General features: G+C 69.7%; 22 protein-coding genes. 13 read left to right on the top strand and 9 right to left on the bottom strand.

Translation table 11 applies throughout. The features are described from left to right. Positions 1-14 precede the first annotated feature (14 nt). Positions 15-737 carry a TetR/AcrR family transcriptional regulator gene (locus OG975_RS44850; RefSeq protein ID WP_406335481.1) on the bottom strand — a complete coding sequence of 241 codons (723 nt, stop codon included), beginning with the start codon at positions 735-737 and terminating at the stop codon, positions 15-17. 151 nt (positions 738-888) lie between these two features. Between OG975_RS44850 and OG975_RS44845 the strand changes: the two genes are divergently transcribed. After that, entirely contained in the window at positions 889-1,659 is a 771-nt protein-coding gene (locus tag OG975_RS44845) for a DUF2238 domain-containing protein (RefSeq protein ID WP_406335480.1), read from the top strand. Positions 1,660-1,731: 72 nt separating this feature from the next. Here OG975_RS44845 and OG975_RS44840 read toward each other — a convergent pair whose 3' ends face one another. Further along, entirely contained in the window at positions 1,732-2,715 is a 984-nt protein-coding gene (locus tag OG975_RS44840) for an aldo/keto reductase (protein ID WP_406335479.1), read from the bottom strand. A 183-nt stretch (positions 2,716-2,898) separates the two neighbouring features. Here OG975_RS44840 and OG975_RS44835 point away from each other — a divergent pair, with 183 nt between their 5' ends. From OG975_RS44835 to OG975_RS44820, 4 genes are all read left to right on the top strand, one after another. Next, complete coding sequence (locus OG975_RS44835) at positions 2,899-4,626, top strand: cholesterol oxidase substrate-binding domain-containing protein (protein ID WP_406335478.1); 1,728 nt, start codon at positions 2,899-2,901, stop codon at positions 4,624-4,626. Between the two features lie 208 nt (positions 4,627-4,834). Then, on the top strand, positions 4,835-6,220 hold the full coding sequence (locus OG975_RS44830) for a lectin (RefSeq protein ID WP_406335476.1): 1,386 nt from the start codon (positions 4,835-4,837) through the stop codon (positions 6,218-6,220). Positions 6,221-6,278: 58 nt separating this feature from the next. Further along, on the top strand, positions 6,279-8,501 hold the full coding sequence (locus OG975_RS44825; protein WP_406336738.1) for an RICIN domain-containing protein: 2,223 nt from the start codon (positions 6,279-6,281) through the stop codon (positions 8,499-8,501). Between the two features lie 26 nt (positions 8,502-8,527). Then, the gene (locus tag OG975_RS44820; protein WP_406335475.1) at positions 8,528-9,820 is read left to right on the top strand and encodes a ThuA domain-containing protein; all 1,293 of its coding nucleotides are present in this window, start codon (positions 8,528-8,530) and stop codon (positions 9,818-9,820) included. Between the two features lie 59 nt (positions 9,821-9,879). Here the strand turns inward: OG975_RS44820 and OG975_RS44815 are convergent, their stop codons facing one another. After that, a complete protein-coding gene (locus tag OG975_RS44815) occupies positions 9,880-11,028 on the bottom strand; it encodes a glycoside hydrolase family 88 protein (RefSeq protein ID WP_406335474.1) in 1,149 nt (382 codons plus the stop codon). A 229-nt stretch (positions 11,029-11,257) separates the two neighbouring features. Between OG975_RS44815 and OG975_RS44810 the strand changes: the two genes are divergently transcribed. The 6 genes from OG975_RS44810 to OG975_RS44785 all read left to right on the top strand — a co-directional run bounded on the left by OG975_RS44810 (position 11,258) and on the right by OG975_RS44785 (position 17,057). Next, positions 11,258-12,181 (top strand): MurR/RpiR family transcriptional regulator, encoded by a 924-nt coding sequence (locus OG975_RS44810; RefSeq protein WP_406335473.1) that lies wholly within the window; start codon positions 11,258-11,260, stop codon positions 12,179-12,181. A gap of 373 nt (positions 12,182-12,554) precedes the next feature. After that, positions 12,555-12,938 (top strand): hypothetical protein, encoded by a 384-nt coding sequence (locus tag OG975_RS44805; RefSeq protein ID WP_406335471.1) that lies wholly within the window; start codon positions 12,555-12,557, stop codon positions 12,936-12,938. Positions 12,939-12,989: 51 nt separating this feature from the next. Next, positions 12,990-13,838, top strand: coding sequence for an MBL fold metallo-hydrolase (locus tag OG975_RS44800; protein ID WP_406335470.1), 849 nt, complete (start codon positions 12,990-12,992; stop codon positions 13,836-13,838). A 99-nt stretch (positions 13,839-13,937) separates the two neighbouring features. After that, positions 13,938-14,252, top strand: coding sequence for a YkvA family protein (locus tag OG975_RS44795; RefSeq protein ID WP_330309518.1), 315 nt, complete (start codon positions 13,938-13,940; stop codon positions 14,250-14,252). 35 nt (positions 14,253-14,287) lie between these two features. Next, on the top strand, positions 14,288-15,628 hold the full coding sequence (locus OG975_RS44790; protein ID WP_406336737.1) for a CAP domain-containing protein: 1,341 nt from the start codon (positions 14,288-14,290) through the stop codon (positions 15,626-15,628). A gap of 181 nt (positions 15,629-15,809) precedes the next feature. After that, positions 15,810-17,057 carry a serine hydrolase domain-containing protein gene (locus tag OG975_RS44785; protein ID WP_406335469.1) on the top strand — a complete coding sequence of 416 codons (1,248 nt, stop codon included), beginning with the start codon at positions 15,810-15,812 and terminating at the stop codon, positions 17,055-17,057. 113 nt (positions 17,058-17,170) lie between these two features. Here OG975_RS44785 and OG975_RS44780 read toward each other — a convergent pair whose 3' ends face one another. After that, positions 17,171-17,566, bottom strand: coding sequence for a YybH family protein (locus tag OG975_RS44780; protein WP_406335468.1), 396 nt, complete (start codon positions 17,564-17,566; stop codon positions 17,171-17,173). Between the two features lie 9 nt (positions 17,567-17,575). Here OG975_RS44780 and OG975_RS44775 point away from each other — a divergent pair, with 9 nt between their 5' ends. Continuing rightward, positions 17,576-18,355, top strand: a complete 780-nt coding sequence (locus OG975_RS44775; RefSeq protein WP_406335467.1) for a nucleoside/nucleotide kinase family protein — start codon at positions 17,576-17,578, stop codon at positions 18,353-18,355. On the opposite strand, the gene OG975_RS44770 is transcribed toward OG975_RS44775, so the two are convergent. The 5 genes from OG975_RS44770 to OG975_RS44750 all read right to left on the bottom strand — a co-directional run bounded on the left by OG975_RS44770 (position 18,285) and on the right by OG975_RS44750 (position 24,811). Beyond that, a complete protein-coding gene (locus OG975_RS44770; RefSeq protein WP_406335466.1) occupies positions 18,285-20,117 on the bottom strand; it encodes a hypothetical protein in 1,833 nt (610 codons plus the stop codon). The genes OG975_RS44775 and OG975_RS44770 overlap by 71 nt on opposite strands. Before the next feature lie 6 nt (positions 20,118-20,123). Beyond that, the gene (locus OG975_RS44765) at positions 20,124-21,011 is read right to left on the bottom strand and encodes a carbohydrate ABC transporter permease (RefSeq protein ID WP_330309512.1); all 888 of its coding nucleotides are present in this window, start codon (positions 21,009-21,011) and stop codon (positions 20,124-20,126) included. A 26-nt stretch (positions 21,012-21,037) separates the two neighbouring features. Next, positions 21,038-22,015 (bottom strand): sugar ABC transporter permease, encoded by a 978-nt coding sequence (locus OG975_RS44760; protein ID WP_327434215.1) that lies wholly within the window; start codon positions 22,013-22,015, stop codon positions 21,038-21,040. 62 nt (positions 22,016-22,077) lie between these two features. After that, positions 22,078-23,409, bottom strand: coding sequence for an ABC transporter substrate-binding protein (locus tag OG975_RS44755; RefSeq protein WP_406335464.1), 1,332 nt, complete (start codon positions 23,407-23,409; stop codon positions 22,078-22,080). A 271-nt stretch (positions 23,410-23,680) separates the two neighbouring features. Then, positions 23,681-24,811, bottom strand: coding sequence for an ROK family transcriptional regulator (locus OG975_RS44750; RefSeq protein ID WP_406335463.1), 1,131 nt, complete (start codon positions 24,809-24,811; stop codon positions 23,681-23,683). 316 nt (positions 24,812-25,127) lie between these two features. Here OG975_RS44750 and OG975_RS44745 point away from each other — a divergent pair, with 316 nt between their 5' ends. Beyond that, positions 25,128-26,036 (top strand): N-acetylglucosamine kinase, encoded by a 909-nt coding sequence (locus OG975_RS44745; protein ID WP_406335462.1) that lies wholly within the window; start codon positions 25,128-25,130, stop codon positions 26,034-26,036. Positions 26,037-26,081 lie beyond the last annotated feature (45 nt).

Raw genomic sequence — 26,081 nt, 5'->3', positions numbered from 1 at the left:
GGCCGGGGCGTCCATCAAGACGTCTCGGGCGTGTCCGGCCCGGGTGTCTCCGGCCTGGGCGTGTGCAGGACGCCGTTGATCAGGACGTGGAAGCCCCAGTTCAGGCGAGCCTCGCCGGGGCCGGAGAGCAGTTCGGTGCCCAGCGCGGCGATGTGCGGGTGCCGGTGCCCGGAAACCCCGCGCAGCGCGGCGGCGAGCTCCGCCCACTCGCCCTCGGCGTCCGTGGGGTCCTTCTCCCCCGCCGCGTGCTCGGCGGCGGTCGCGGTGGCGAACTGCAGCAGCAGGTCGACCGCCCATGCCGCCCGCGCGTCGGGGACACCGCCCTCGCTCAGCAGGGACAGCAACGCTTCGAGCAGGTTCAGATAGCGCTCGCCCGACGGGCGGGCCACCAGCGCGGAGCGGGCGAGGCCCGGATGCTCGAAGAGAACGTCCGTGTAGGAGCCGAGCACCTGTACGAGCCGATCGCGCCAGTCGCCGCTCGCCCCGGCCGGGCTCAGGTCGACGGCGCCGAGCAGGTCGTCGAGCACCGCCGCGTGCAGTTCGGCGGTGTTGCGTACATAGACGTAGAGCGAGGCCGGGCCGGTGTCGAGCTCCTGCGCCAGGCGGCGCATGGTGACGCGCTGGAGGCCTTCGGCCCGCATGAGCGCGACGGCGGTCTCGATGATGCCGTCCCTGGTCAGGGCCGGTTTCGCCGGGCGCTCGCGACGGCTGGGGCGGGGAGTGGGGTGTGCTGTCACTCCTCCAAGGTAACGAACATGTTCGTCACGAACGAGTACGCCACGAACATGTTCGTGAAAATCTGCACGGTCCCCGGGTGAGTAGCCGTACTCATGCCCTCGTTCCCGCGCTCCAGCACGATGGGGCCACCTGGACCAAGGAGCCCTTCCCATGCCCGGATCTGTCCTCGCCCCGCCCGCCCGCCACTCCGCGTCCGGGGATCGTGTCCCGCACCGGACGCTCCCGGCCGCACTCCTCGTCATCGTGATCGCGGGCATGGCGCTCTCCGCCTGGCATCCGCACGACCCGACGACTTGGCTGCTGGAGACGGTGTGGGTGCTGGTGGGTCTGCCGCTGGTCGTCCTGAGCCGACGGCGGTTCCCGCTCACCAATCTGTTGTGCTGTCTGCTCGCGGCGCACGCGCTGGTGCTCGCCGTGGGCGGCCACTACACCTACGCGCAGGTGCCGTTGGGCGACTGGGTGCGGGACGGGCTCGGACTCGACCGCAATCCTTACGACCGGTTCGGACACCTCATGCAGGGCTTCGTACCCGCCGTCCTGGTACGGGAGTTGCTCAGCCGGACCTCACCGCTGCGCGGCAGCCGATGGCTGGCGCCGCTGACCGTGTGCGCCTGTCTCGCCTTCAGCGCGGTCTTCGAGATGTTCGAATGGGCGGCCGCGGTGATCGGCGGCCACTCCGCGGACGCCTTCCTCGCCACCCAGGGCGATGTGTGGGACACCCAGTGGGACATGTTCTGCGCCCTGATCGGGGCCACCGTCTCGGTCCTTCTTCTCAGCCGCCTGCACGACCGGCAGCTTGCGGCGCTCGGCGGTACGCGGGCGGAACGGCTCGGGCCGGTGGGTGTTCCCGCGCAGCAGTCGGATCGCTTCCCCCGGCCCGAGGCCGGGAGTGCGCCACGTGCGGTGGGGCGCACTCCGTGACCCGGCCCGCGCCACTTCCCGCACTGCCGTGGATGGCCGGGACGACAAGAGGAGGGCGCGTCGAGCGGTCGCCTACCAGCGGCTCTCCACCTGCTCCTTGATCCGCCGCTCGTACAGGTCATCGATCGCGTCCAGCGTCTTCTGCGACAGCTCGGGCAGCTTCGCGGCCGCCGCGTTGGCGCGGGCCTGCTCGGGTGAGCGGGCGCCCGGGATCACCGTGGTCACGCCGGGCTGCCTGGTGATCCAGCCCAGTGCGAGCTGGGCCGGGGTGCAGTCCTCCGGGGCGAGGGCGGAGAACTCGGCCGCCGCCTCCACGCCGGTCACGAAGTCGACCCCGGAGAAGGTCTCACCCTGGTCGAAGGACTCTCCGTGGCGGTTGTACGTGCGGTGGTCGTTGTCCGCGAAGACCGTGTCCTTGGTGTACTTGCCGGAGAGCAGGCCCGAGGCCAGCGGGACGCGGGCGATGATGCCGACGCCCGCCTCCTGCGCCGCCGGGAGCACCTGGCGCAGGGGCTTCATCCGGAAGGGGTTGAGGATGATCTGGACGCTCGCCACGTTCGGGCGGGCGATCGCGGTCAGGGCCTCGTCGCACGTCTCGACGCTCACGCCGTACGCGGCGATCCGCTCCTCCTCGACCAGGGTGTCGAGGGCGTCGAAGACCTCGTCGGAGGAGTAGACGGGCGTGGGCGGGCAGTGCAGCTGCACCAGGTCGATGCGGTCGACGCCCAGGTTCCGGCGGGAACGGTCGTTCCAGGCGCGGAAGTTGTCGAGGACGTAGTTCTCCGGGATCTGGTCGACGCGGCGGCCCATCTTGGTCGCGACCAGTACATGCAGGTCCGGCCGGCCGCGCAGAAACGTGGCGATCGTCTCCTCGCTGCGCCCGTCGCCGTACACGTCGGCCGTGTCGAAGAAGGTCACCCCCGACTCGGCCGCCGCCTCCAGCACCGCCAGGGCGTCCCGATCGCTCACATCACCCCAGTCGGCGCCCAACTGCCAGGTGCCGAGACCGATGACCGAAGCATGCTGACCTGACCTGCCGAATTCGCGCTCGTCCATGCCGTCAGTCTGACACTTCCCCGCCGTCGCGCAGGACGCCACCCGCCGCCCGGTGCCGGTCTCCGTTTCCCCGGCCCTGTCTGTGCGTCCGCAAAGAACTCCCTGTGAGGGTTTGTCACTCGTATGGGTGAAGCGCTTCGACGAAAGGTTGATTCGTGTCAACTGCCGCCTAGCGTGCAGCACATGACCGACCCTTTAAGAAGTGAAGGGCGACCCGCCTGGTCGCGCCGTGGATTTCTGCTGAGCGCCGCCGCGCTCCTCGCCGGGCCACCGATCATGGTGGCGGGCAGTGCCGCGGCGGCAGATCTGCCCGGGTTCCCCGAGGGCGTCGACGTCTACCGGTCGGCGTACCGCAACTGGGTCGGCGAGATCACCGCGGACGGGCTGTGGGCCTGCGCTCCAGGCGACGCGGACCAGGTCGTGCAGGTCGTCAACTGGGCCTGGCAGCAGGGCTGGACGGTCCGCGCGCGGGGCTGCTCGCACGGCTGGTCACCGCTGACGATCCCCGCCGGGACCGGGGCGGACGCCCCCGTGCTGCTGGTCGACACGGCCACCCGGCTGACCGGTCTGTCACTGGAGTCGACGGAGCCCGCCGCCGTACGAGCCGGTGCCGGCGTGACCCTCGAAGCGCTGCTCGGCTTCCTGGAGGACCACGGACTCGGCCTCACGGCGACGCCCGCGCCGGGCGACCTGACGCTCGGCGGCGCGCTGGCCATCGACGCGCACGGCACCGCCGTACCGGCCGACGGCGAGAGCCGGCTGCCCGGGCACACCTACGGCTCGCTCAGCAATCTCGTGCTGTCGCTCACCGCGGTGGTCTGGGACGCCGACGCGGACGCCTATGTGCTGCGCACCTACGACCGTGCCGACGCGGACGGCGCGGCGCTCCTCACGCATCTGGGCCGCGCCCTCGTCACCGAGGTCGTGCTGCGGGTGGGCGTGAACACCAACCTGCGCTGCGTCAGCCGCGTCGACATCCCCGCCGCCGAGCTGTTCGCCGCGCCGGGCGGTGACGGCCGTACCTTCGCGAGCTTCCTCGACGAGTCCGGGCGGGCCGAGGCGATCTGGTTCGCGTTCACCGAGTTCCCCTGGCTGAAGGTGTGGAGCGTCGCCCCCACCCGGCCGCTCACCTCGCGCAGCGTGACCGCGCCGTACAACTATCCCTTCTCCGACAACATCCCCACGGTCGTGGCCGATCTCGCCGGGCGAATGGTGTCCGACGCGGCCTGGTACCTGGCTCCGGTCCTGGGCACCGCGCAGCTCACCGCGGCCACTCTGGGGCTGACGGCCACGTTGTCGGCGGACATCTGGGGGCCGTCCAAGAACACCCTGCTCTACATCAAGCCCACCACCCTGCGCGTGACCGCCAACGGCTACGCGGTGCTGACCTCGCGGGCCGAAGTGCAGCGTGTCGTCTCCGAGTTCACCGACTTCTTCCGGGCACAACTGGCCGCCTACGCCCTCCGTGGTAGCTATCCCGTCAACGGCCAGGTCGAGATCCGGGTGACCGGACTCGACGACCCCTCCGACGTCGAGTCGTCCGGCGCCCGCGCCCCCCTGCTGTCCGCGCTGCGGCCCCGCGCCGACCACCCCGAGTGGGACACGGCCGTCTGGCTGGACGTGCTCACCCTGCCGGGCACTCCCGACGCGGAGGCGTTCTACCGGGAGTTGGAGCGCTTCCTGCTCTCGACGTACGACGGCGGGTTCGCGCTCGCGCGTGTCGAGTGGTCCAAGGGCTGGGGCTACACGGACGACGCCGCCTGGACCGACACGGAGGTCCTGGGTACCGAGGTGCCGGGCACGTTCGACGACGGCGTGGGTCCGGACTGGGGAGAGACGGCCGCGGTCCTGGAGCGGCTCGATCCGCATCGGGTATACGACAACACCCTTCTCGGGAGGCTGTTCGGCTGAGACGAGAGAGCCGCGCCACGGGATCACGCCTTCAACTCCTTGTGCTGATGGAGCATTTGAAGGGTGTTACTGCTTCACATCTTGACGTGTCTGGTTCAGACCTTTAGGTTCACCGATCACCAACGTCCCATGAATGCACTTGTTGTTCACGGACGTGAACTCGCGTGAACCCCCCACCAGCCACTTGTGAAGGGCTGTGATCCCTCTGATGGCCAGACATTCCCTTGCGCGCTCCACCGCATGGCGCGGCACTCTCACCACCGCCGTACTCGCTCTCTCGGCAGGCGCTCTGAGCGTGACGCCCGCCTCCGCCGCCACCGGCACGATCACCGGTCTCGCGGGCAAGTGCCTCGACGTGGCCGGGGCGAACTCCGCGAACGGCACGGCCGTACAGCTCTACGACTGCAACGGCACCGCCGCCCAGCAGTGGACGGTCGGCTCCGACGGGACGATACGGGCGCTCGGCAAGTGCCTTGACGTCACCGGCAATTCGACCGCGGACGGGGCCAGGCTCCAGCTGTGGGACTGTTCGGGCGGCGCCAACCAGAAGTGGACGGTCACCTCGGCTCGCGACATCGTCAATCCGCAGGCCAACAAGTGCGCCGACGTCACGGGCAACACCTCGGTCAACGCCACACCCATCCAGATCTGGAGCTGCACCGGAGCCGCCAACCAGAAGTGGACCGCGCCCGCCGCGGACGGGGGCACGACCCCCTCCGCGCCGATGGCCGTCGCCCCGTACCTGTACAACGGCTGGGGCAACCCGCCCAGCCCCACCACCGTCATGAACGCCACCGGCGTCAAGTGGTTCACGCTCGCCTTCGTGCTCAGCAACGGCTACTGCAACCCTCAGTGGGACGGCAGCCGCGCACTGACCGGCGGCGTCGACCAGCAGACCGTCAACACCGTGCGGGCGAACGGCGGTGACATCATCCCCTCGTTCGGCGGCTACAGCGGCAACAAGCTGGAGAGCTCCTGCTCCAGCGCCGGGGAGCTGGCGGCCGCGTACCAGAAGGTCATCAACGCCTACGGGCTCAAGGCCATCGACATCGACATCGAGGCCGACGCCTACAGCAACACGACCGTGCAGCAGCGCACCGTGGACGCGCTCAAGACGATCAAGGCGAACAACCCGGGCATCAAGGTGTACGTCACCATCGGCACCGGGCAGAGCGGTCCCGACACGGGCCTCATCAACCGGGCCGCGGCGTCCGGGCTGACCGTGGACAGCTGGACGATCATGCCGTTCGACTTCGGCGGCGCGGGGCAGAACATGGGGACGCTCACCCAGCGGGCGGCCGAGGGTCTGAAGACGGCGCTCAGGAACGCGTACGGCTACAGCGACGACCAGGCGTACCGGGACATGGGCATCTCCTCCATGAACGGGATCACCGACAACAACGAGACCGTCACCACCGCCGACTTCCAGACCATCCTCGGCTACGCGCAGCAGCACCACCTTGCGCGGCTGACGTTCTGGTCGGCCAACCGTGACCGTCTCTGCCCGGGCAGCTACCCGAACAACGACACCTGCTCGGGCGTGGCCCAGAGCGACTGGCAGTTCACCAGCATCTTCGCCAAGTACACCGGCTGACGGACGCGCTCCTCCCTTTCACCCCCCACCATCACAGGAGAAATCCGTGCCCAGATCCGTGCTCATACGGAAGAGACTGCCCGGCCACCACCGGATACCGAGGATTCTGACCGTGGCCGCGCTCGTGGCGACCACCGTGACCTGCATCGAGTTCGCCGCGCAGGGCTCGGCGAACGCGCAGACCGCGGCGGCCGCCGCCATCCCGACCGGGTACACCACCGTGGTCAACAAGGGCAGCGGCAAGTGCGTCGACGCCCGCGCGGCCGCGAGTGCCGACGGCACCGCCGTCCAGCAGTACACGTGCAACGGCAGCACCGCCCAGAACTGGCAGTTGGTCGCCACCAGCGACGGCTACTACCGCGTGAACAGCAACCTGAACGCCGCCGAGGCATGGGATGTCACCAACGTCTCGACCGCCGACTCCGCACCCGTCCAGCTGTGGACGTACTCCAGCGGCAACAACCAACAGTGGCTGCCCGTCGTCGAGTCCGACGGCGCCTACCACTTCGTCAACCGCAACAGCGGGAAGTGCCTGGACGTCCCCAGCGCCTCCACCGCGGACAGCGTGCAGCTCGCGCAGTACACCTGCAACGGCACCGCCGCGCAGTCCTTCACGCTGGGCGGCGGCACGACGAACCCGCCGGGCACCCCGGACTTCGGTCCCAACGTGACGGTGTTCGACCCGTCGATGTCGGCCTCCAGCATCCAGTCCAAGCTGGACTCGGTCTTCGCCCAGCAGGAGACCAACCAGTTCGGTTCGGCCCGCCAGGCCCTGCTGTTCAAGCCGGGTACGTACAGCGCCAACGCCAACGTCGGCTTCTACACCCAGGTCGCCGGCCTGGGCTTCTCGCCGGACGACGTGACCATCAACGGTTCCGTGCACGCGGAGGCCGACTGGTTCCAGGGCAACGCCACCCAGAACTTCTGGCGCGACGCCGAGAACCTGTCGGTCAACCCCACGGGCGGCACCGATCGCTGGGCCGTCTCCCAGGCCGCCCCGTACCGGCGCATGCACGTGCGCGGCAACCTCGCGCTCGACGACGGCGGCTGGTCCAGCGGCGGCTTCATCTCCGACACGAAGGTCGACGGGCAGATCCAGTCCGGCTCCCAGCAGCAGTTCCTCACCCGGAACTCGCAGATGGGCAGCTGGTCCGGCTCCAACTGGAACATGGTCTTCGTCGGCGACCAGGGCGCGCCCGCCCAGTCCTTCCCGACGTACACCAACGTCGCCAGCTCACCGACGATCCGTGAGAAGCCCTTCCTGTACGTCGACAGCGCGGGCGCCTACCAGGTGTTCGTGCCCGGCCTGCAGACCAACGCCGTCGGCACCACGTGGAGCGGGAAGACCCCGGCGGGCAAGTCCCTGCCGATCGACCAGTTCTACATCGTCAAGCCCGGCGCCACCGCGGCCGACATGAACTCGGCCCTCGCGGCGGGCAAGAACCTGCTGGTCACCCCCGGCGTCTACCACCTCAACCAGACGATCAACATCACGCGCCCCGACACCGTGGTGCTGGGCATGGGCCTGGCCACCTTCGTGCCGGACGGCGGGATCACCGCCGTCACCACCGCCGACGTGGACGGCATCGAGCTGGCGGGCCTGCTGATCGACGCGGGTACCACCAACTCCCCGACGCTGATGCAGATCGGCCCGGCCGGTTCGTCCGCCACCCACGCGGCCGACCCGACGCAGCTGTCCGACGTCTTCATCCGGATCGGCGGCGCGACCGTCGGCAAGGCGACCAATTCGCTGGTGATCAACAGCGCCAACACGATCATCGACCACACCTGGATCTGGCGGGCCGACCACGGCAACTCCGGCACGGTCGGCTGGACGACCAACACGGCGGACAACGGCCTGACCGTCAACGGCAACAACGTGACCGCGTACGGCCTGTTCGTCGAGCACTTCCAGAAGACCCAGGTCACCTGGAACGGCAACGGCGGCAGAACGTACTTCTTCCAGAACGAGATGCCCTACGACCCGCCGAACCAGGCCTCCTGGATGAACGGCACCGGAAAGGGCTATCCCGCCTACAAGGTCGCCTCCTCCGTCACCACCCACGAGGCGTGGGGTCTGGGCAGCTACTGCTACTTCAGCGCCAACTCCAGCGTGGTCGCCGATCGCGCCTTCGAGGTGCCGAGCGTGTCAGGGGTCAAGTTCCACGACATGGTGACCGTCTCGCTGGGCGGTGTCGGCACCATCAGCCACATCATCAACAGCACCGGCGGACCCTCCAACTCCAGCACCAACGTCGCCTACCTCACCAACTACCCGTAGACAGCACGGAAAGGATCGATCACCAGATGCACATCATCAGATCCGGATCCGCCCGCGCGGCCCTACGAGTCCTCCTGCTGCTGGCGGCGCTGCTCGGCCTCGCGGTACCGCCCGCCGCGCAGGCGAGCACCGCGGCGACACCGTTCAAGGTGCTCGCGCTCTACAGCGGCACCTGGGACGCGGCGCACATCGACTTCGACAAGGAGGCGAACACCTGGTTCCCGCAGCAGGCCGCGGCGAACGGCTTCACCTACACGGCCAGTACCAACTGGGACCTGCTCAGCAATGGCGGCGTCAACGCCTACCAAGTCGTCCTGTTTCTCGATGACTTGCCGCAGACGTCCGCCCAACGGGCCGGTTTCGAGGCGTACATGCGGGGCGGCGGTGCCTGGATGGGATTCCATGTCTCCGCCTTCACGACCGACGCGGCCGGCTGGTCCTGGTACCACAACCAGTTCCTCGGCTCCGGGAACTTCCAGTCGAACACCTGGGGTCCGACCTCGGTGACCCTGAAGGTCGAGGACCGTACGCACCCGGCCACCAAGAATCTGCCGGCCACGTTCACCTCGGCGGTCAGCGAGTGGTACAGCTGGTCCAACGATCTGCGGCAGAACCCGAACATCAAGATCCTGGCCTCGATCGACGCCAGCAGCTTCCCGGTGGGCACTGATCCCAACCAGTCCTGGTACAGCGGCTACTACCCGATCCTGTGGACCAACACGCAGTACAAGATGCTGTACGCGAACTTCGGCCACAACGCGATGGACTACTCGACCAACACGCGTCTGTCGTCGACGTTCGCGAGCGCGACACAGAATCGGTTCCTGCTGGACGGCCTGAAGTGGCTCGGCGGGGCCGACACCGGTACGCCCCCGGCGGACTCCCCCTCCGAGACCGCCTGGTACTCGCTGACGAATGCCGGCAACGGCACCTGTGTGGACGCCCGTTCGGCCGCCACGGCGAACGGGACCGCGATCCAGCAGTACGCCTGCAACGGCACTCAGGCCCAGCAGTTCCAGCTCCGCCCGACCGACAGCGGGTACCGGCAGGCCGCCATCCGTGCCAATCCCCAGCAGGTCATCGACGTGACCGGTGTCTCGACGGCCGACAACGCGCCACTCCAGTTGTGGAGTTACTCGGGCGGACAGAACCAGCAGTGGCTGCCGGTGAAGGAGAGCACCGGGCGCTACCACTTCACGGCCCGCCACAGCGGCAAGTGCCTGACCGCGGCGAGCGCCTCGACGAACAGCGTCCAGCTCACCCAGCGCACCTGTGACGGCTCCTCGGCACAGAGCTTCACGCTCACCGCGCAGCCCTGACCGGCCGACCCCACGGTGCCCCCGCCGCGACCCGCGACGGGGGTTCCGGTCCGTGGCCGTCAGGAGCGGGACAGGCGGGCGACTTCCGTGCCGGCGAGCAGGAAGGCGCCGACGCCGAAGCCGGCGGTGGTGTCGTAGGTGACGGGCTGGCTGGACTCGGGACGGTCGCCGACGTTCTGGACGTAGCCCAGGAAGCCGTCGGGGTGTACGGCGGTGGTGACCAGGCCGTTCCAGGCCCTGGCCGCCACCGGGAGGTAGGTGGACCGGTCGACCAGGCCCGCCCCGATCGCGTACGACGTGCCATAGAGGAAGAAGGAGGTGCCGCTGGTCTCGGGGCCGGGCAGATGGGTGGCGTCGGCGAGGTTGACGTTCCAGAAGCCGTCGCCGCGCTGCACGCCGGCCACGGCCGTCACCAGGCGCGTCAGGGTGTCGCGGTATTCGACGGTGTGCGGTGCGCCGGGCGGCAGGGCCTTGAGGGTCTTGACGTGTCCGCCCGTCACCCATCCATTGCCGCGGGACCAGAGGACCGGCTTGCCCGTGGGGGAGGTGATCCCTCCGGGGAGGAAGCGTTTGTCCCGGTACCACAGGCCGGTGGCGGCGTCGTACAGGCCGGGGCCGCCCTCGATGCGCTTGGTGTGGTGGTAGAGGGCGTACAGCTTCTCCCCGTACTGGGGGTCCTGGCGCAGGACGCCTATGCGGGCGAAGGGCGGCATGGCCATGTGGAGGGCGTCGTCCCACCACCAGTCGTCGTTCTTGTCCGGCTGGTCTTCGTAGACCATGCGGTGCAGGGACGTCTCGATCGCGGTGAGCTTCTGCTCGTCGGGTTCGCGTTCGTAGAGGTCGAGGTAGGCCTGCCCGGCGTTGTGGTTGTCCGCGTGGCGTGTGGTCACTCCGCCGTTGAGGCCGTAGGCGTGCTTCTCCGCCCAGCCGCGCGCGTAGGCGAGGTAACGGGCGCTGCCGGTGAGGTGCTGGAGGGCGAGCAGCCCGCTGAAGAAGGTGGCGTTGGCCCAGCCGTTGTCGCCGGGATCCGTGTGGGCGCCGATCCACTGGTCGGCGACACGCCGCAGGACAGCGGTGATCTCGGCCCTCGGCGGCAGCCCGGGCGAGGCGGCACGCGGGGCGGCTTGTGCGGTGCCCGTCAGCGAGGGCAGCAGGGATGCGGAGGCCGTGAGCGCGGCAGCGCCGGAGAGCAGGCGTCGTCTATGCATATGAACAACTCCTACGGATGGGGACTCCCATCCTCAACTCCCGCCTCACGCGGTGTCCATGGCCCGTCGCCGACTTGTCGGCAGGCCGGCTCGGCCGCGCGCCGGCGCGGATACCTCGGCGGATGCGGGCGGAACGAGACCGCACGCATTGCATACGGCGATACACGCCCAGGTCAACACGGTCCGTGAGCTATGTTGAGTTCTTGTGGGACATGAAGGAGGCGCACCGGTGCCATCGCCGCAGCAGGCACGCGCGCAGGCATCTGCGATCACCTCGGGGAAGACCGCCCCGGAGGCGGGTGCGGCACCCATGTCCCAGCTCAGGGAGCTGTTCGACGGCCCCCGGCTCTCCCCGGGACAGCGGCGTATCGCGCAGTACCTGATCGAGCACATCACCGAGGCGGCGTTCCTGTCGATCACCGATCTCGCCGAGCGCGTGGGCGTGAGCCAGCCCTCGGTGACCCGTTTCGCCGCGGCGGTCGGCTTCAGCGGTTACCCCGCGCTACGGGAGAAGCTCCAGTCGATCGCCCTCAGCGCCCTCGGCAGCGCGCCGGGCACGCCGGCGGAGGCCACGAGCAACGAGTTGCAGGCGGCGGTCGACGCGGAGATCGAGAACCTGGAGAACCTGCGGCGGGACTTCGCCGATCCGGACGAGGTGATCCGCGTCGGCCGGGCACTGTCGAAGTCGACGCCGCTGACGGTCCTGGGGCTGCGGATCTCCGTGTCGCTGGCCGAGTACTTCGCGTACGCCGCGCGGCGCATCCACCCGGACGTCCGGCTGGTGACCCGGGGCGGCAGCGTCGCCTACGACGCGCTGCTCCAGTCGCGCGAGGCCGGCGGCACCTGGGTGCTGGCCTTCGGGATGCCCCGGCACGCCCAGGAGACGCTCACGGCGCTGCGGGTCGCGCACAGCGCGGGGTTGCAGGTGGCGCTGATCACCGACCTGGGGCTCGGGCCGCTCGTGGACGAGGCCGACGTCTCGTTCGCCACCGGCACCGGTTCGCGTCTCGTCTTCGACTCCTACGCCGCGCCCGTGGTGCTGTCGGCGGCGCTGCTGCAGGCCATGACCGACGCCGATCCGGAGCGGACGCAGGCCCGCCTGGAGGAGTACGAGCAGGTCGCCGAGCAGCACCAGTTCTTCCTCAAGGACTGACGCTTTCCCGCGCAAGGTCCGAGGCCGTCTCCCCCAAGGCCCGAGGCTGCGTGGCCCTTGCGGAACCCCCTCCCCCGTACCGCCTGTCACCACGGCATCACGGGATCATTCACACCATTTCACGCATGAATGTTTTCATGTTCTTGCGCTACCGGCGGTATATATAAATACTGCTCGCGGATCGTGACCAGGAGGCCTCCTGGTCACGTCCCACGACCACCCGGGGCCGTCCGCTCCTACCCGCATCGGGCCCCGGGTGTTCAGACGGGCCCCGCTCGCGCGGGGCCCGTGGTGGCGGCCCCGGCCAATCCCCTAGACCGGGGCCGCCCCAGACGCCCCCACGACCCCTTCCCGCCGACGTAACCCGGAAGCGATGAACATGGCCCTGACTTACTCACCGATCACCTCGGACTGGCCGTGCCAGGTCAAGACACCCGGCAGCTACGACTGGGAACGATCGGCGGTCAAATGGCTGCGCGAACTGGTCCCGACCCGCTACGCGAGCTACCCCGTCCTGCTCAAGCACCCCGTGCTCCTCGCCCGTCACGCGCACATCCAGGTGCAGCACGAAATACGGGTCGCCCGGACCGCCCTGCAGACCGCCCGGGCCGAGCTGCCCGCGCTCGGCCTGCACGAGGGCGTCATCGAGCACACCATCAAGCTGTACGCCGCCGAGGTCCTGCAGCTCCAGCACATCGCCCGCAGCATCCGCGCGGTGACCCAGGCTCTCGTGGACAGCAACGTCGCGAGAAACTGAGGTCCCGGGCCCTGGTCGTGGTCCCGGCGGACCGTGACCGAAGGAGACATTGTGGACGGGACCCTCGACGTACGGTGGATCCATGGCTCGCCGTCGGCCAAGCACAACACGGATCCCGACATCCAGGTCCACACGTACGACGAGCACACGGTCATCCTTCGGCAGAACATGGCGATCAACTACGAAGCGCCTTTCCTGTTCCTGCTGTTCGGCGAGGAACAGGCCGTTCTGATCGACACCGGCGCCACGGCTTCGGCCGAGTTCTTCCCCCTGCGACGAGTGGTCGACGAGGTGATGGGGAGGTGGCTGGCGGCACATCCCCGAGAGGGTTACGAGCTGCTGGTGCTGCACACCCATCCCCACGGCGACCACATCGCGGGGGACGGCCAGTTCGCAGACCGCCCCGGCACGCGGGTCGTGGACGCGGCCCTCGACAGCGCCTGGGAGTTCTTCGGGTTCCGGGACGACCCCGACGGCGTCGCCGAGGTCGATCTCGGCGGCCGGGTCCTCGAATGCCTCGCCACCCCGGGGCACCACAAGGCGGCGGTGACGTTCTTCGACCCCTGGACGGGGTTCCTGCTCACCGGCGACACGGTCTACCCCGGCCGTCTGTACGTCGACGACTGGCGGGCGTTCACACGCACCCTCGACCGGCTGATCGGCTTCTGCGCCGACCGGCCGGTCACCCATGTGCTCGGCTGTCACATCGAGATGAGCCGGAAGCCCGGTCAGGACTATCCCGTCCGCACGACGTACCAGCCCGACGAGCCGCCGCTGCAGATGACGACGGATCAGCTGCGGGACATCCGGAGGGCGGTCGAGTCCGTCGGCGAGCAGCCCGGACGGCATGTGTTCGACGAATTCGTCATCTGCCGCCTCGACGCGTCCGGGAGCGATTAGCGCCCCGGTTACCCTCGCACGGCCGAACCGGGGTGGTAGGCATCCCATGGGCGGGAACACGAAGGGGAAGAGCAGCCCTACGTGCCCCGGGACGGACTCATGGATTCCACCGTGTGGACAGTGATCCTCATCGTCGCCGTCGTGGGAGCCGCCGCGCTGGCGGTGGCGCTCGCGCTCCTGGTCCGGCTGGTCCGCGCCCGCCGTGATCTGCGGCGCGCCGGACTTCCGTCCGGACCCCGCTGGATCTTCTGGGGCGCCGTCGTCTATCTCGTGCTCCCGACCGATCTGCTGCCCGACCCCATCTACCTGGACGACATCGGCGTCCTGCTGCTGGCCCTGCGCTCGCTGCGTGACACGCCGAAGGAAGCGCTGCCCGGAGCGCGCGGGAACCCGCGCGCTCCGACGGGACGTTGATGCCTGTAACGAGCACCACGTCGACGGGCGGCACCATGAGCGAGCTGGTTCCCGGGGCCAACATGCCCCTGCCGGGCGGCATCCTGACCCTCAGGGTGCCGGGCCCCTTCGACGTGTCCGCGCTCATCACCGACGACAGCGGAAAGGTGCGCGGGGACGGCGACTTCGTGTTCTACAACCAGCCGACCGCGCCCGGTGCCCGTCTCCAGGGCGAGCGCCTCACCGTCGATCCGCCGAGGCTGCGGGCCGGAGCGAGCCGCGTCACCGTGGTCGTCAGCCCCGCCGACCCCGCGACGCCCCTGGGCCGCCTGCCCGCACCCACCCTGCACGTCACCGCGCCGGACGGTCGTCCCCTCGCCCGGTTCACCCCACCACGTCCGCAGCGGGAGACCCTGCTGCTGCTCGCCGAGCTGTACCGGCGCGGCACCGGGTGGAAACTCCGCGCCCTGGGCCAGGGGTACGCGGACGGACTGGCAGGCATCGCGCGGGACTTCGGGGTCGATGTCACCGAGGACGACGCCACGATTGGTGCTGTCCCGGGTGCCGTTGCGGGTGCGACACGCGGTGCGGCCCCCGGTGCGATGCCTCGTGGCGTGCCTGACACGGACGGGTTCCTGGGGCTGGTGAACTCCGCCCGCGCCGCCGCCGGTTCCCCACCGGTGTCCCTCGACGCACGGCTGGCGGCCGCGGCCCGGGCCCACGCCTCCGCCATGGCCGCCCGCGGACTCCTCAGCTCGGAGAGTGCGGACGGCACCTCCGTCTACCAGCGCGTCACCTCGGCCGGATACCCGTATCTCACCGTCGGCGAGCACCTGGTCTCCGGCCCGCGCACACCCGGCGAGTTCGTGGAGTACTGCCTCTCCGCCGAGCAGTCCCGGCGCACACTGTGCGATCCCGTGTTCAGCCAGGCAGGTCTGGCGTACGTCGCCGGCGATCGCTCCGGCGACCTGTACTGGACGGCGCTGTGGGCGCACCCGTTCAGCTCCGCGGGCCTGACGCGGACGGCGAGTGAGGTCATCTCTCTCACCAATGCCGAACGGAGGGCGGCCGGTCTGCCGCCCCTGTCCGGCGACCCTCTGCTCACCGTCGCGGCCCAGGCGCACAGCGCCGACATGGTGGCCCGCGCCTTCTACTCCCACACCTCCCCCGACGGCAGCCAGCCATGGGACCGGACCGCCGCCGCGGGCTGCACCCGCCGGACCATCGGCGAGAACATCGCCTGCGGGCAGCGCTCCCCGGCCGAGGTCGTCCTCGGCTGGATGAACAGCCCCGGCCATCGCGCCAACATCCTGAAGCCCGACTTCACCCACATAGGCATCGGCCTCGCGGGCGGCGGCAAGGCGGGCACGTACTGGACGCAGCTCTTCGGCGGCTGACGCGCCTCGACTGCTGCCTTTCCGCCAATTCACCGATTCGAATTCACCGTTTCTGATTCTTCCCCGGGCAATGCAACCCACGCGCCCGTCCGGCGCGTACAGATGGTGCCGACGCCCGCATCCGCGGCGCGTCTCGTGCCGGGCACCCGCACCGGCGGACGGAACTCGGGAGAAGAATCAGATGGTCTCAGGAACGGTGGGCACGGGTACGGCGCTGGGCGCGGTTCTGGTGTCCCTCCTTGCAGCCCCCGCCCAGGCAGCGGCACCCGCGGCCACGGACGGCGCCGACACCGAACAAGTCGCGGCCACGGCGGCGTTGGCGGCCCCCGACGACGCGGGACTGCGCAAGGTGCTGCGCACGGCGCTGACGCAGGGAGCCCCCGGCGCGATGGCGAGGATCGACGACAACGGCACGGTGCACCGGCTGACCGAGGGAGTCGCCGACCGCGCGAGTGGACGGGCCATCAGCACGAACGACCGGTTCCGCGTCGGCAGCGTCACCAAGAGCTTCTCCGCCGTGGTGCTGCTCCAACTGGTCGACGAGGGCAAGCTGAAGCTGGACCACTCTGTGAACAGCTATCTGCCGGGGCTGCTGCCCGACAACGGCATCACCGTGCGCCATGTGCTGAGCCACCGCAGCGGCCTGTACGACTACACCAACGACATGTTCGCGCAGACGGTCCCGGGCTTCGAGGCCGTCCGCAACAAGGTGTTCAGCTACCGGGACCTGGTGAAGCTGTCCTTGAAGAAGCCGCGCACCAACGCGCCGGGGGCGGCCTATTCGTACTCGAACACCAATTTCGTCGTCGCGGGCATGCTCATCGAGAAGCTCACCGGCCACTCCGTGGGCACGGAGTACAAGAAGCGCATCTTCACACCGCTCAACCTCACCAACACCTTCTACGTCCACCCCGGCACCGCGATCCCGGGCACCCACGCCAAGGGATATCTCACCCCCGACGAGGCCGGCGCGGCGCTGGTGGACTCCACCAAGCAGACGGCCTCCTGGGCGCAGAGCGCCGGCGCGATCATCTCGACCACGCACGACCTGGACACCTTCTTCTCCGCGCTGATCCGCGGAAAGCTCATGTCCGGCGCCCAGCTGACGCAGATGCAGAAGTGGACGACGGTCAACAGCACCACGAGCTACGGCCTCGGTCTGCGCCGCCGCACCCTGTCGTGCGGGGTCTCCGTCTACGGGCACACGGGCACCGTGCAGGGCTTCTACACGTACGCGTTCACCTCGAAGGACGGCAAGCGCAGCGTCAGCGCGCTGGCGAACACCTCCAACAACACCAATGTGCTGAACACCATGTACGGCACTCTGGAATCCGCGTTCTGCGGCAAGTCCGCGACCAAGGCCGCCACGCGCGCCGCCACGCCCTTGGAGCGGAACGAGGACATCGCCCCCGGCATCGCCCGCGACTGACCTCTCGCACCGCGCCTATCTCCTGAGGGCCGGCCGCCGGTGTGTGGCGGCTGGTCCGGGGCGGGGCGCAGCCTCGGGTCCGGACGGGAGGACACCACCGGTCGTACGCCGGGTCAGTCGTGCGGGAACGAGTGGTGCTCGTGGGCGACCGTCCAGCGGCCTTGTTCCTTGCGCAGTCCGAGGGTGAGCCGCAGCCGCCGGGCGGGCTTCTCGGCGAATTCCTTCGGCGTTCCGCAGCGCAGCAGGGCGTGCGCGTACGCCACGTTGTCGCCCGCGGTGATGTCGAGGGACTCGATCTCGACCGTCGCGCCCTGCGCCTGCCATTCGAAGAACGGCGGCCAGGCCTCGCGGTACGCCTCGATACCGCGGACCCCCGCGTAGGGCGGCGGCACGTCGTACATCACGATGTCGTCCGTGTGGTCGGCCAGCACACCGTCGAGGTCGCCGCGGTGCACGGCGGCGGCCCAGTGCTCGATCAGGGTGCGGATCTGGTCCTCGTCTTGGCTCATGGTCCATGCATGCCCCAATACTGGGCGCATGGAATTCGCCGTCTTCATGACTCCGCCCGGAATGGTCACCGCCGTCGTACGGATGCCGCGGGCATGAGCTTCGACGATCTCCTGGAGCGCGCCGGGTCGCTCGTACGTCCGGGGCGGCGCGCCCTGCTCGGTATCGCCGGTGGCCCGGGTGCGGGCAAGACGACGCTCGCCGAGCGCCTGGTGCGGGAGCTGAACGGGGACGGGCCCGCCTGGGTCGCGCATGTGCCGATGGACGGGTTCCATCTCGCGGACGTCGAGTTGGACCGCCTCGGCCGCCGCGACCGCAAGGGCGCCCCCGACACGTTCGACGCGGCGGGTTACGCGGCGCTGCTGCGCCGGTTGCGCGAGGACGAGGACGACCTCGTCTACGCGCCCGGCTTCGAGCGGACTCTTGAGCAGCCGATCGCGGGTGCCGTTCCGGTGCCCCGCACCGCCCGTCTGATCGTCACCGAGGGCAACTACCTGCTGCTCCGGGACGACGGCTGGGCTCGCGCGAGGTCGCAGCTGGACGAGGTCTGGTTCTGCGAGGTCGAGGAAGCCGAACGTCTGCGGCGGCTCGTCGCCCGGCACGAGGAGTTCGGCAAGGACCACGACACGGCGGTGGCGTGGGTGCTCGGCACGGACCAGCGCAACGCCGACCTGGTCGCCGCGACACGGGACCGCGCCGACCTGGTCGTCGAGGCGGCGGTCAGTGAGGCTGGAGCTCCAGTTCGGGCTCCCCGCGCGCATCGCCCGCGGGATCGCCGATCAGTGCGGTGAACTTCTCGGTGCGGACGGTCAGTCCCGCCGGGGTGCGCGCGAAGGCCGGGGTGAACGGGCCGCCGGGGCCATGGCGCACGCCAAAGACGTGCAGGTCCTCCGGGGCTCCGGGAGCCGGGTCCGCTTCGAAGGCCGTGGAGGCGACCAGGTGCCGCCAGCCCTCGTCCGGATTGCCGTAGCCGCGCGGGTCCGCCGCCAGGGCGAAGGCCGCCTGCTGCTGGGTCGTCTCCGAGCGGGCGTCGAAGTGGTCCGCGCCCTCCGTCGCCGGGTGGGTCAGCCGGAGGGCACCGGCGGCGGTCACGTCGGCCTCGGCGGTCCTGCGCACCCGGTCGCCGTCGTCCTCGGCGTACGGCATCCCGGCGAGCAGATACGGCGTTCCGTCGAGGCGTTCCACGGCGACCGTCACCCACAGGCTCGTGCCGTCCGTGACGTACAGGGACCGGATGTGGCGCAGCACATGGTCGCGGCCGACGACCGGCTTGGTGACCAGCTTGGCCGTCAGGGCGTCGGTGCGCAGATCGCGGACCCGGGTCTCGCCCATGGGCCGGCACAGCAGGAAGCCGTCGGTGACCGGTCCGAAGCCGTGCTGGCGGTTGACCGCGGCGGGCAGGTAGTAGGTGCCCGCCGCCTCGACCAGTGACGGCGTCATCCGGTCGTCGAAGGCCACCGAGACGGTGCCCGCGCGGAGTTGATGGCGTACGGGGTCCTTCGACGGGGTGCGGTGCCAGCGCGTGGCGTCCTGGATCTGCCAGACCAGCATGAAGGCGAAGTGGCCGTCGATGCCGCCGTCCTGGTTGACGGCGTGCCGGCCCCAGCGGGTGTCTCCCCGGTAGCGGCCGAGGTCGGCGCCGACGCGGTGGCCGAAGTAGCGCAGGCCGAGGACGGACTCGAAGCCGGAGTGCTGCTCGCTGTAGCGGGGGCCGCCGTTGTCGTAGCCGCCGGCGGTCAGGCGCGCGTCGATGTAGCGGGCCAGCGCGTCGCCGTCCTCGGCGAAGATCTCCTCGCCGCTGATCCGGTGGGCCTGCGCGAGGAAGGAGAGGGAGATCGGGCCGTAGTTGTTGTCGTACGCGCCGCCGTGCTCCGGGGGCAGAAGGGCGCCCCGGTCCCGTACGCGACGGGCGCGGATTTCGTCGACGTACAGGCTCATCGCCCGTGAGTGGACCAGCTCCCCGTCGGCGGGCGGGAGATGGCGGGCCAGCATCAGGCCGCCGACGATGCAGCCGATGGCCTGGTTTCCGGCCTCCTGCGGGTTGAAGAAGGTCGACTCGGTCAGCCAGTGCCAGTAACCGCCCGCCAGCTCGACGAGTTCACGGCGCTGTTCGTCGTCGATGAGCCCGTCCGCCGCGTCCAGGACGTTCACCGCCTGGAGCAGGGCCCACACCGTGCTCGGCCAGTCGCCGATGGGGTGCGCGCCCGCTTCGAGTACGTATCGGGCGTACGGCTCACGCGTGTCGCGTCGCCGGAGGTTCGGGTAGCCGGGGTTGTCCTCGGTGAAGACCCGTTCGCGCAGATGGAAGGCGAGGCTGCGGTGCACGGCCTCCGGCAGGCGCGGGTCCTTCGCACGCTGCCAGGCGAGTGCGAGGAGGGAGGTGATGCCCAGTGACGTATCGCCGATGTCGTCGAGGGCCGCGGGGTGTTCGAGGTTGCCCTCGGGGGTGAGGCGGGCCAGGGCCTCCTCGGTGACGGCGGCGAGGACGGTGTCGTATGCGGCGGGATCGTCCGGGAGGTCGTGCAGCGGACCGCGCTGGTGGGGAAGATGCACCGGATGTCAGCCCTTCATGCCGGAGGTCGCCAGGCCCTCGACCAGCCTCTTCTGGAAGATGAGGAAGCAGATGAGCGTGGGCAGGAGGGCGAGTGTCGACATGGCGAACATCGCGCCGTACGAGGAGCCGCTGGTCTGGTCCAGGAACAGGGTCAGACCGAGGGGGACGGTGAACTTGTCGTTCTGCTGGAGGTAGACGAGCTGGTGGAGGAAGTCGTCGTACGTCCAGATGAAGGTGAAGATCGTGGTGGTGATCAGGGCCGGCTTCATCAGCGGCAGGATGATCTTCCAGTAGATCTGGAAGGGGTTGGCGCCGTCCATCATGGCCGCGTGGTCGAGCTCGCGCGGGATGGAGCGGATGAACTGGACCATCAGGAAGATGAAGAAGGCGTCCACCGCGAGGAACTTCGGGACGATCAGCGGCAGGTAGGTGTTGATCCAGGTCAGGTTGTAGAAGATCGTGTACTGCGGGATCAGGACGGCCTGTGTGGGCAGCATCAGCGTGCCGAGCATCAGGCCGAACCAGATCTTCTTGCCGCGGAACTCGAAGCGCGCGAAGGCGTAGGCGGCCAGCGAGCAGGAGATCACGTTTCCGATCACCGCGCCGATCGTGACGATCAGCGAGTTGGTGATGTAGAGGGAGAAGGAGTTGCCGGAGCCGCTCCAGCCCTCGGAGTAGTTCTCCGGACGCAGCTTGGCCGGGATGATTCCCGGGTGGGTGAAGATGTCGGTGTCGGGCTTGAGCGAACTGCTCAGCATCCACAGCAGCGGATACAGCATGACGATCGCCACGCCGATGAGCAGGGTGTGGATGAGGATGCGCCGGGAGCCGGTGGCCGACCGCAGCTTCTGAAGCGGCGACAGCGACGAACGGGGCGGGGTGATGGCGGACATGGTGGGAAGGACTCCTCGCTCAGACGTCAGTCGTCGTAGTGGACCCAGTAGCGGCTGGCGATGAAGTTGACCGCCGTGAAGCCTGCGATGACCAGGAACAGCACCCAGGCGAGCGCCGAGGCGTATCCCATCTGGAGGTCGGTGAAGCCCTTCTTGTACAGGTAGAGGGAGTACAGCATGGTCGAGTTGAGCGGTCCGCCGGTGCCGTTGCTGACCACGTACGCCGGGGTGAACGTCTTGAACGCGTCGATGATCTGCAGGACGACGTTGAAGAAGACGATCGGGGTCAGCAGCGGCAGGGTGATGCGGAAGAACCGGGTGACGGGCCTGGCGCCGTCGATCTCGGCCGCCTCGTACACATCCTTCGGCAGCTGCTTCAGACCGGCGAGGAAGATGACCATCGGGGTGCCGAACTGCCAGACGGCCAGCAGGATGAGGGTGTAGATCGCGGTGTCGGGGCTGGAGATCCAGTCCTGACCCTTGATGCCGAACCAGCCGAGGAAGTCGTTGAAGAGCCCGTCGCCGCCGAAGACCTGCCGCCACACGATGGCGATGGCCACCGCACCGCCGAGCAGCGAGGGCAGGTAGAAGGCGGCCCGGTAGAGGCCGATGCCCTTCAGGTCGCGGTTGAGCAGCATCGCGACGCCGAGGGCGAGCGCCAGCTTCAGCGGAACGGAGACCACGACATACAAGAGCGTGGCGTGCACCGAGTCCCAGAAGACCGGGTCGTCGGTGAACATCCGGGTGTAGTTCTCGGTGCCGACCCACTTGGCGGGAGACAGCAGGTCGAAGTCGGTGAACGACAGATAGAGCGAGTCGAGCATCGGGTAGATCGTCAGCCCGAACAGGCCGACGAACCACGGGGCCAGGAAGAGGTACGGCCACCAGCCTCCACCGCGCCGTCTGGCAGCGCGGCGACGCATCCGTTCACGCTCGCGCTGGTCGGACGGGGTCGCGGGAGCCGTCGGCTCCTTGACGACCGCGTCGGTCTCGGTGGTGGTCATGCTCATCTCCCTGGCCCTTTCCCGGTCCTTCTGTGCACCGCGGCCCACAGCCGCGCCGACGCCTACTGCGACAGAATCGATCCCGCCTGGTCGAAGAACGCGGTCAGCTGCGCCTTGATGGACTTCTTGCCGAAGGCGATGGCGAGGTTGGACTGGAACAGCAGGTCCCAGATCTGGTCGGCGCCGTTCGGCGGCGGCTGGGGGGCGGCCAGCGCGTCGGTCGCCTTGGCGACCCGCTTGGAGATGTAGTCGGCGATGTCCATGGACTTCTTGTCCGTGTCCGACAGACCGGCGGCGATGAGCGAGCGGGCCTTCTCGGTCGGCGGGATGCCGCGCAGCAGCTGCATGTCCTTGATCGCCGTCGCGTCCTGGGCGAAGAAGCTCATGATCTTCACCGAGTCGGCGATGTGCTTGCTCGCCTTGGTGGCGCTCAGCAGGACACCACCGTTGACGAAGTTGCCCTCACGGGCGCCGGACCAGTCGCCCTTCGGGGTGGGCAGGAAGTCCAGGACCGCGTCGGTGATCGCGCCGCCCGCGCCGTAGACACCGGAGTCGAAGGTGAACAGCGTCTTGCCGATGACCACGCCGTTCTTGGTGAGGTCGTTGTGCGCGGCCGAGGTGATCGCGGCGGGCGGGGACGCCTTGTCCTTGCGCATCTCGGCCCAGAACTCCCACCACTCCTGGAGGGTGTCCGCGGTGAAGCCGAGCTTCTTGCCGTCCGTGGCGAAGAAGGTCTGGCCCTTCTCCCGGGCGAACACCTCGAACGCCTGGAGGGTGCCGCCACCGCCGTCGTCGACGCCGAACTGCTTGCCGCCGCTCTTCTTGTTGACCTCGACCGCGACCTTCTTCAGGTCGGCCCAGGTCCACTCGCGGTCCGGCAGCTCCAGGCCCAGCTTCTTCAGGCCGGTGACGTTGACCGTGAGGATGTTGACGCCGATGCCGGACGGCACGCCGTACAGCTTGCCGTCGACCGTGCCGGCCGCGAGGAGCGTCTTGGAGAAGCCGGTCAGGTCCAGGGACTTGCCGACGTACTCGTCGATGGGAGCGAGGACACCCTTGCGGGCGTACTGCGCCACCAGCGCGGTGTCCATCTGGAGCAGGTCGGGGGCGCTGCCGCCGGCCACGTTGGTGTTGAACCGGTCGAAGTAGCCGTCGTAGCCGGAGTAGCGCTCTTCGATCTTGATCTTCGAGTTGCTCTTCTGGAACGTCGCGAGCGCCTTCTTGTAGGCGTTGTGACGGTCGTCGCTGCCCCACCACGTCATGGTCAGCTTGGAGCTGGTGCTGCCGGCACCGGTGCCTCCGCCGCAGGCGCTCAGCGAGCCGCCGAGCGCACCGGCAACGGCGAGTCCGCTCGCGGTGCGGAAAAGGGTTCTGCGCGAGATCTGGTGACCCACCGGGTCCTCCCTGGATGTGCGTGATGGAATTCCCGGCCAGTCGCTGCGGGCACGGGTGCGTCCTTCTCGGAATGCGCCTCCCGGGGCACGGCCTCGCCCGGCCGCACCATCCTGACGGGTGGGATCCCCGGCCACCATGGCCGTCGTCACGCGAGCACGCCCTCGCGTGGCTGCCGTACGTCTCGTACGGGCGGGACGCTCACCCCAAGTCGGCGTCCCGGCCAACTTAGAAAGCGCTTGTCCGGACATTGGCAGACCGAGTCGGAGGCCGTCAATCCTTCGTCTGCGCGGCCTCGGTCACGGTTTGGACTCCCCGGGCGACCGCGAGCCGGGCGGCGCCCACGACGGTGCCGAGATCCCCGACCGTGCTGCTGACCACCTCGGTGGGCCAGCTCAGCCGCTCCAGTTCGGCCCGCACACCCGGCAGGAGCTGCGGGTCCGCGCCGGTACTGCCCCCCAGCACGATCAGTCCCGGGTCCAGCACGGCGACCACGGCGGCGGCGAGCCGGCCGATGTCCGCGGCATGGCGGCCGACGACGGCGCGGGCCGTGGCCCGGCCCTCTCCGGCGAGGGCGAAGAGGCGCTCAGCCGTGCGGGGGCACGGCCCGTCGGCGTTCTGCCAGGCCTCCGCGGCCCGGCGCAGCAGGGAGCGTGCGCCGATGTACTCCTCCAGGGCCTCCTGGCGCGGCTCGCGGCCCTCGTCCCAGGGGTAGGGCAGTCGGGCCAGCTCTCCGGCGGCACCGTTCGCCCCGCGCAGCACCTGACCCCCGACGACGATGCCGAGGCCGATGCCCACGCCGATCCGCAGATAGCCGAAGGTGTGGCGGCCACGGGCGGCACCCTCGTGCAGCTCCGCGAGCGCCGCGCAGTTGACGTTGTTCTCGAGGTGGACGGGAACACCCGGCGGCAGCGCGACAGCCATGGCGTCGAAGACGGGGCCGGCCTTGGCGGTCGCGGGGCGCACACGGGCGCCCTCCTCCTGCGCGGTGACGTCGCCGACGGCGACGACGATGGTGCGCAGCGGGGTGTCGGCGGGCAGCGCGACAAGGGCCTCGCGTACGACGGCGGCGGCGTCCGCGCGGGAGCCGGTGGCCTGGGCGAGCAGGGTGCCGTCCAGGGCGCAGCCGCGTACCCGGGTGAGCGCGGGGCCGAGGTCGACGGCGAGCACGGCCCCGGCGGCCGCTCCGAGACGGTAGACGGCGGCGGAGCGGCCCGTGCCGCTGGACGCGGTGCCGGAATGTGCGGCGAGCCGGGCGCTCTCCAGTTCCGAGACGGCGGAGGACACCGTCGGCTTGGACAGGCCCGCCAGGCTCGCGAGCTGCGGCCGGGTCGCACTGCCCGCCTGGGCCAGCACGGCGAAGACCGTGCTCGCGCTCTCGGTCAGGCGGGTGGCTTCCGCCACGCCATGTTCCACAGTTCCCCCACACGGGTCGAGGGCCGCGCTCCCAGGTCGATCGGCTCCGGGGATGCGGCGATGGATTGCCCTGACGTCACGCGATTCCCGCCCCACGGCGGCCCGGACGGTCGTCCCGGTGGTCGAGTGCGCGATGCCTCTTGACGCACCATACTTCGTTAGTTAGTTTCCTAACGAACTTCACGGTACTCGCCTGCCGTGCTCCGTCAGAGGCCCGTCCCGGGGCTTCCCTAGTTCTTCTGCTCCCCTGTCCAGACACGGTTCGCCCGCCGTCGTAGCTCACTGCAACGACGAAAGAGGATCCGTGCAGGACGTACCCCCCTCGTGCCCCATCGTGGTCGGTATCGACGTGGGCGGCACCAAGACCCATCTCCGCGCGGTGGCCGAGGACGGCACGGTCACCGATCACGTCCGTACGAGCAGCGGCTGGCGGCCGCACGACCCCGAGGCCGCCGCAGCCTGGCTGGCCGCGCTGGTCCATGAGGCCCTGCCGGCCGGCACCCGTCCGTCCGCCGTCGCCGTGGGCGGGCACGCCTGCGAGACACCTCGCCAGTGCGCCGGGATCCGCCTCGCGCTCCGGGAGCTTCTCGATGTGCCCGCGCTCGTCGTCGGCGACGCCGAACTCCTGGTCCCCGCCGCGGGCCTGGACAAGGGCGTCGGTCTGGTCGCCGGTACCGGCTCGGTGGCGGTCGGCCGGCTCTCCGACGGCAGCCCCGTTCAGGTCGGTGGCTGGGGTGCGGTGCTCGGCGACGAGGGCGGCTCGGCCGGTCTCGTCCGTGAGGCGGCGCGCGCCGCGTGGGCCGCGCACGATCGCGGCGAGGACCCGGACGAGCTGGCCCTGGGACTCATCGCCGCGTTCGGGGTGAGCGAAGTGCCCGCCCTCGGCGCGGCGTTGGAGAGCGCCACGGACGTCTCGGCCGAGTGGGGCCGGCACGCGCCGGTCGTGTTCGCCGCCGCAGCAGCGGGCTCAGCCCTCGCCCGCCAGGTCATAGCCGAGGGCGGACGATCGCTCGCCGCGCTCGTCGTACGACTCGCCCAACGTGGGGTCGCCGTCGACGACGTCGTCGTGGCCGGCACTGCCGTGCTCGCCCAACCCGCCCTGTACGACGCCTTCGCGGCCTGGCTGGCCGAGGCCGTGCCGGGGGCGCGACCGAGGCCCCTGCGGGTGCCGCCGGTCGAAGGGGCCGTGTCGCTGGCCCGTTCACTCCTATGACATGTCTCGGTCGCCGAGCCATACCCAGCCCGCCATGACTCGGCC

Source organism: Streptomyces sp. NBC_00203, assembly GCF_045206325.1.
Classification (GTDB): domain Bacteria; phylum Actinomycetota; class Actinomycetes; order Streptomycetales; family Streptomycetaceae; genus Streptomyces; species Streptomyces lutosisoli.
This window is presented reverse-complemented; position numbering and strand designations above follow the sequence as displayed.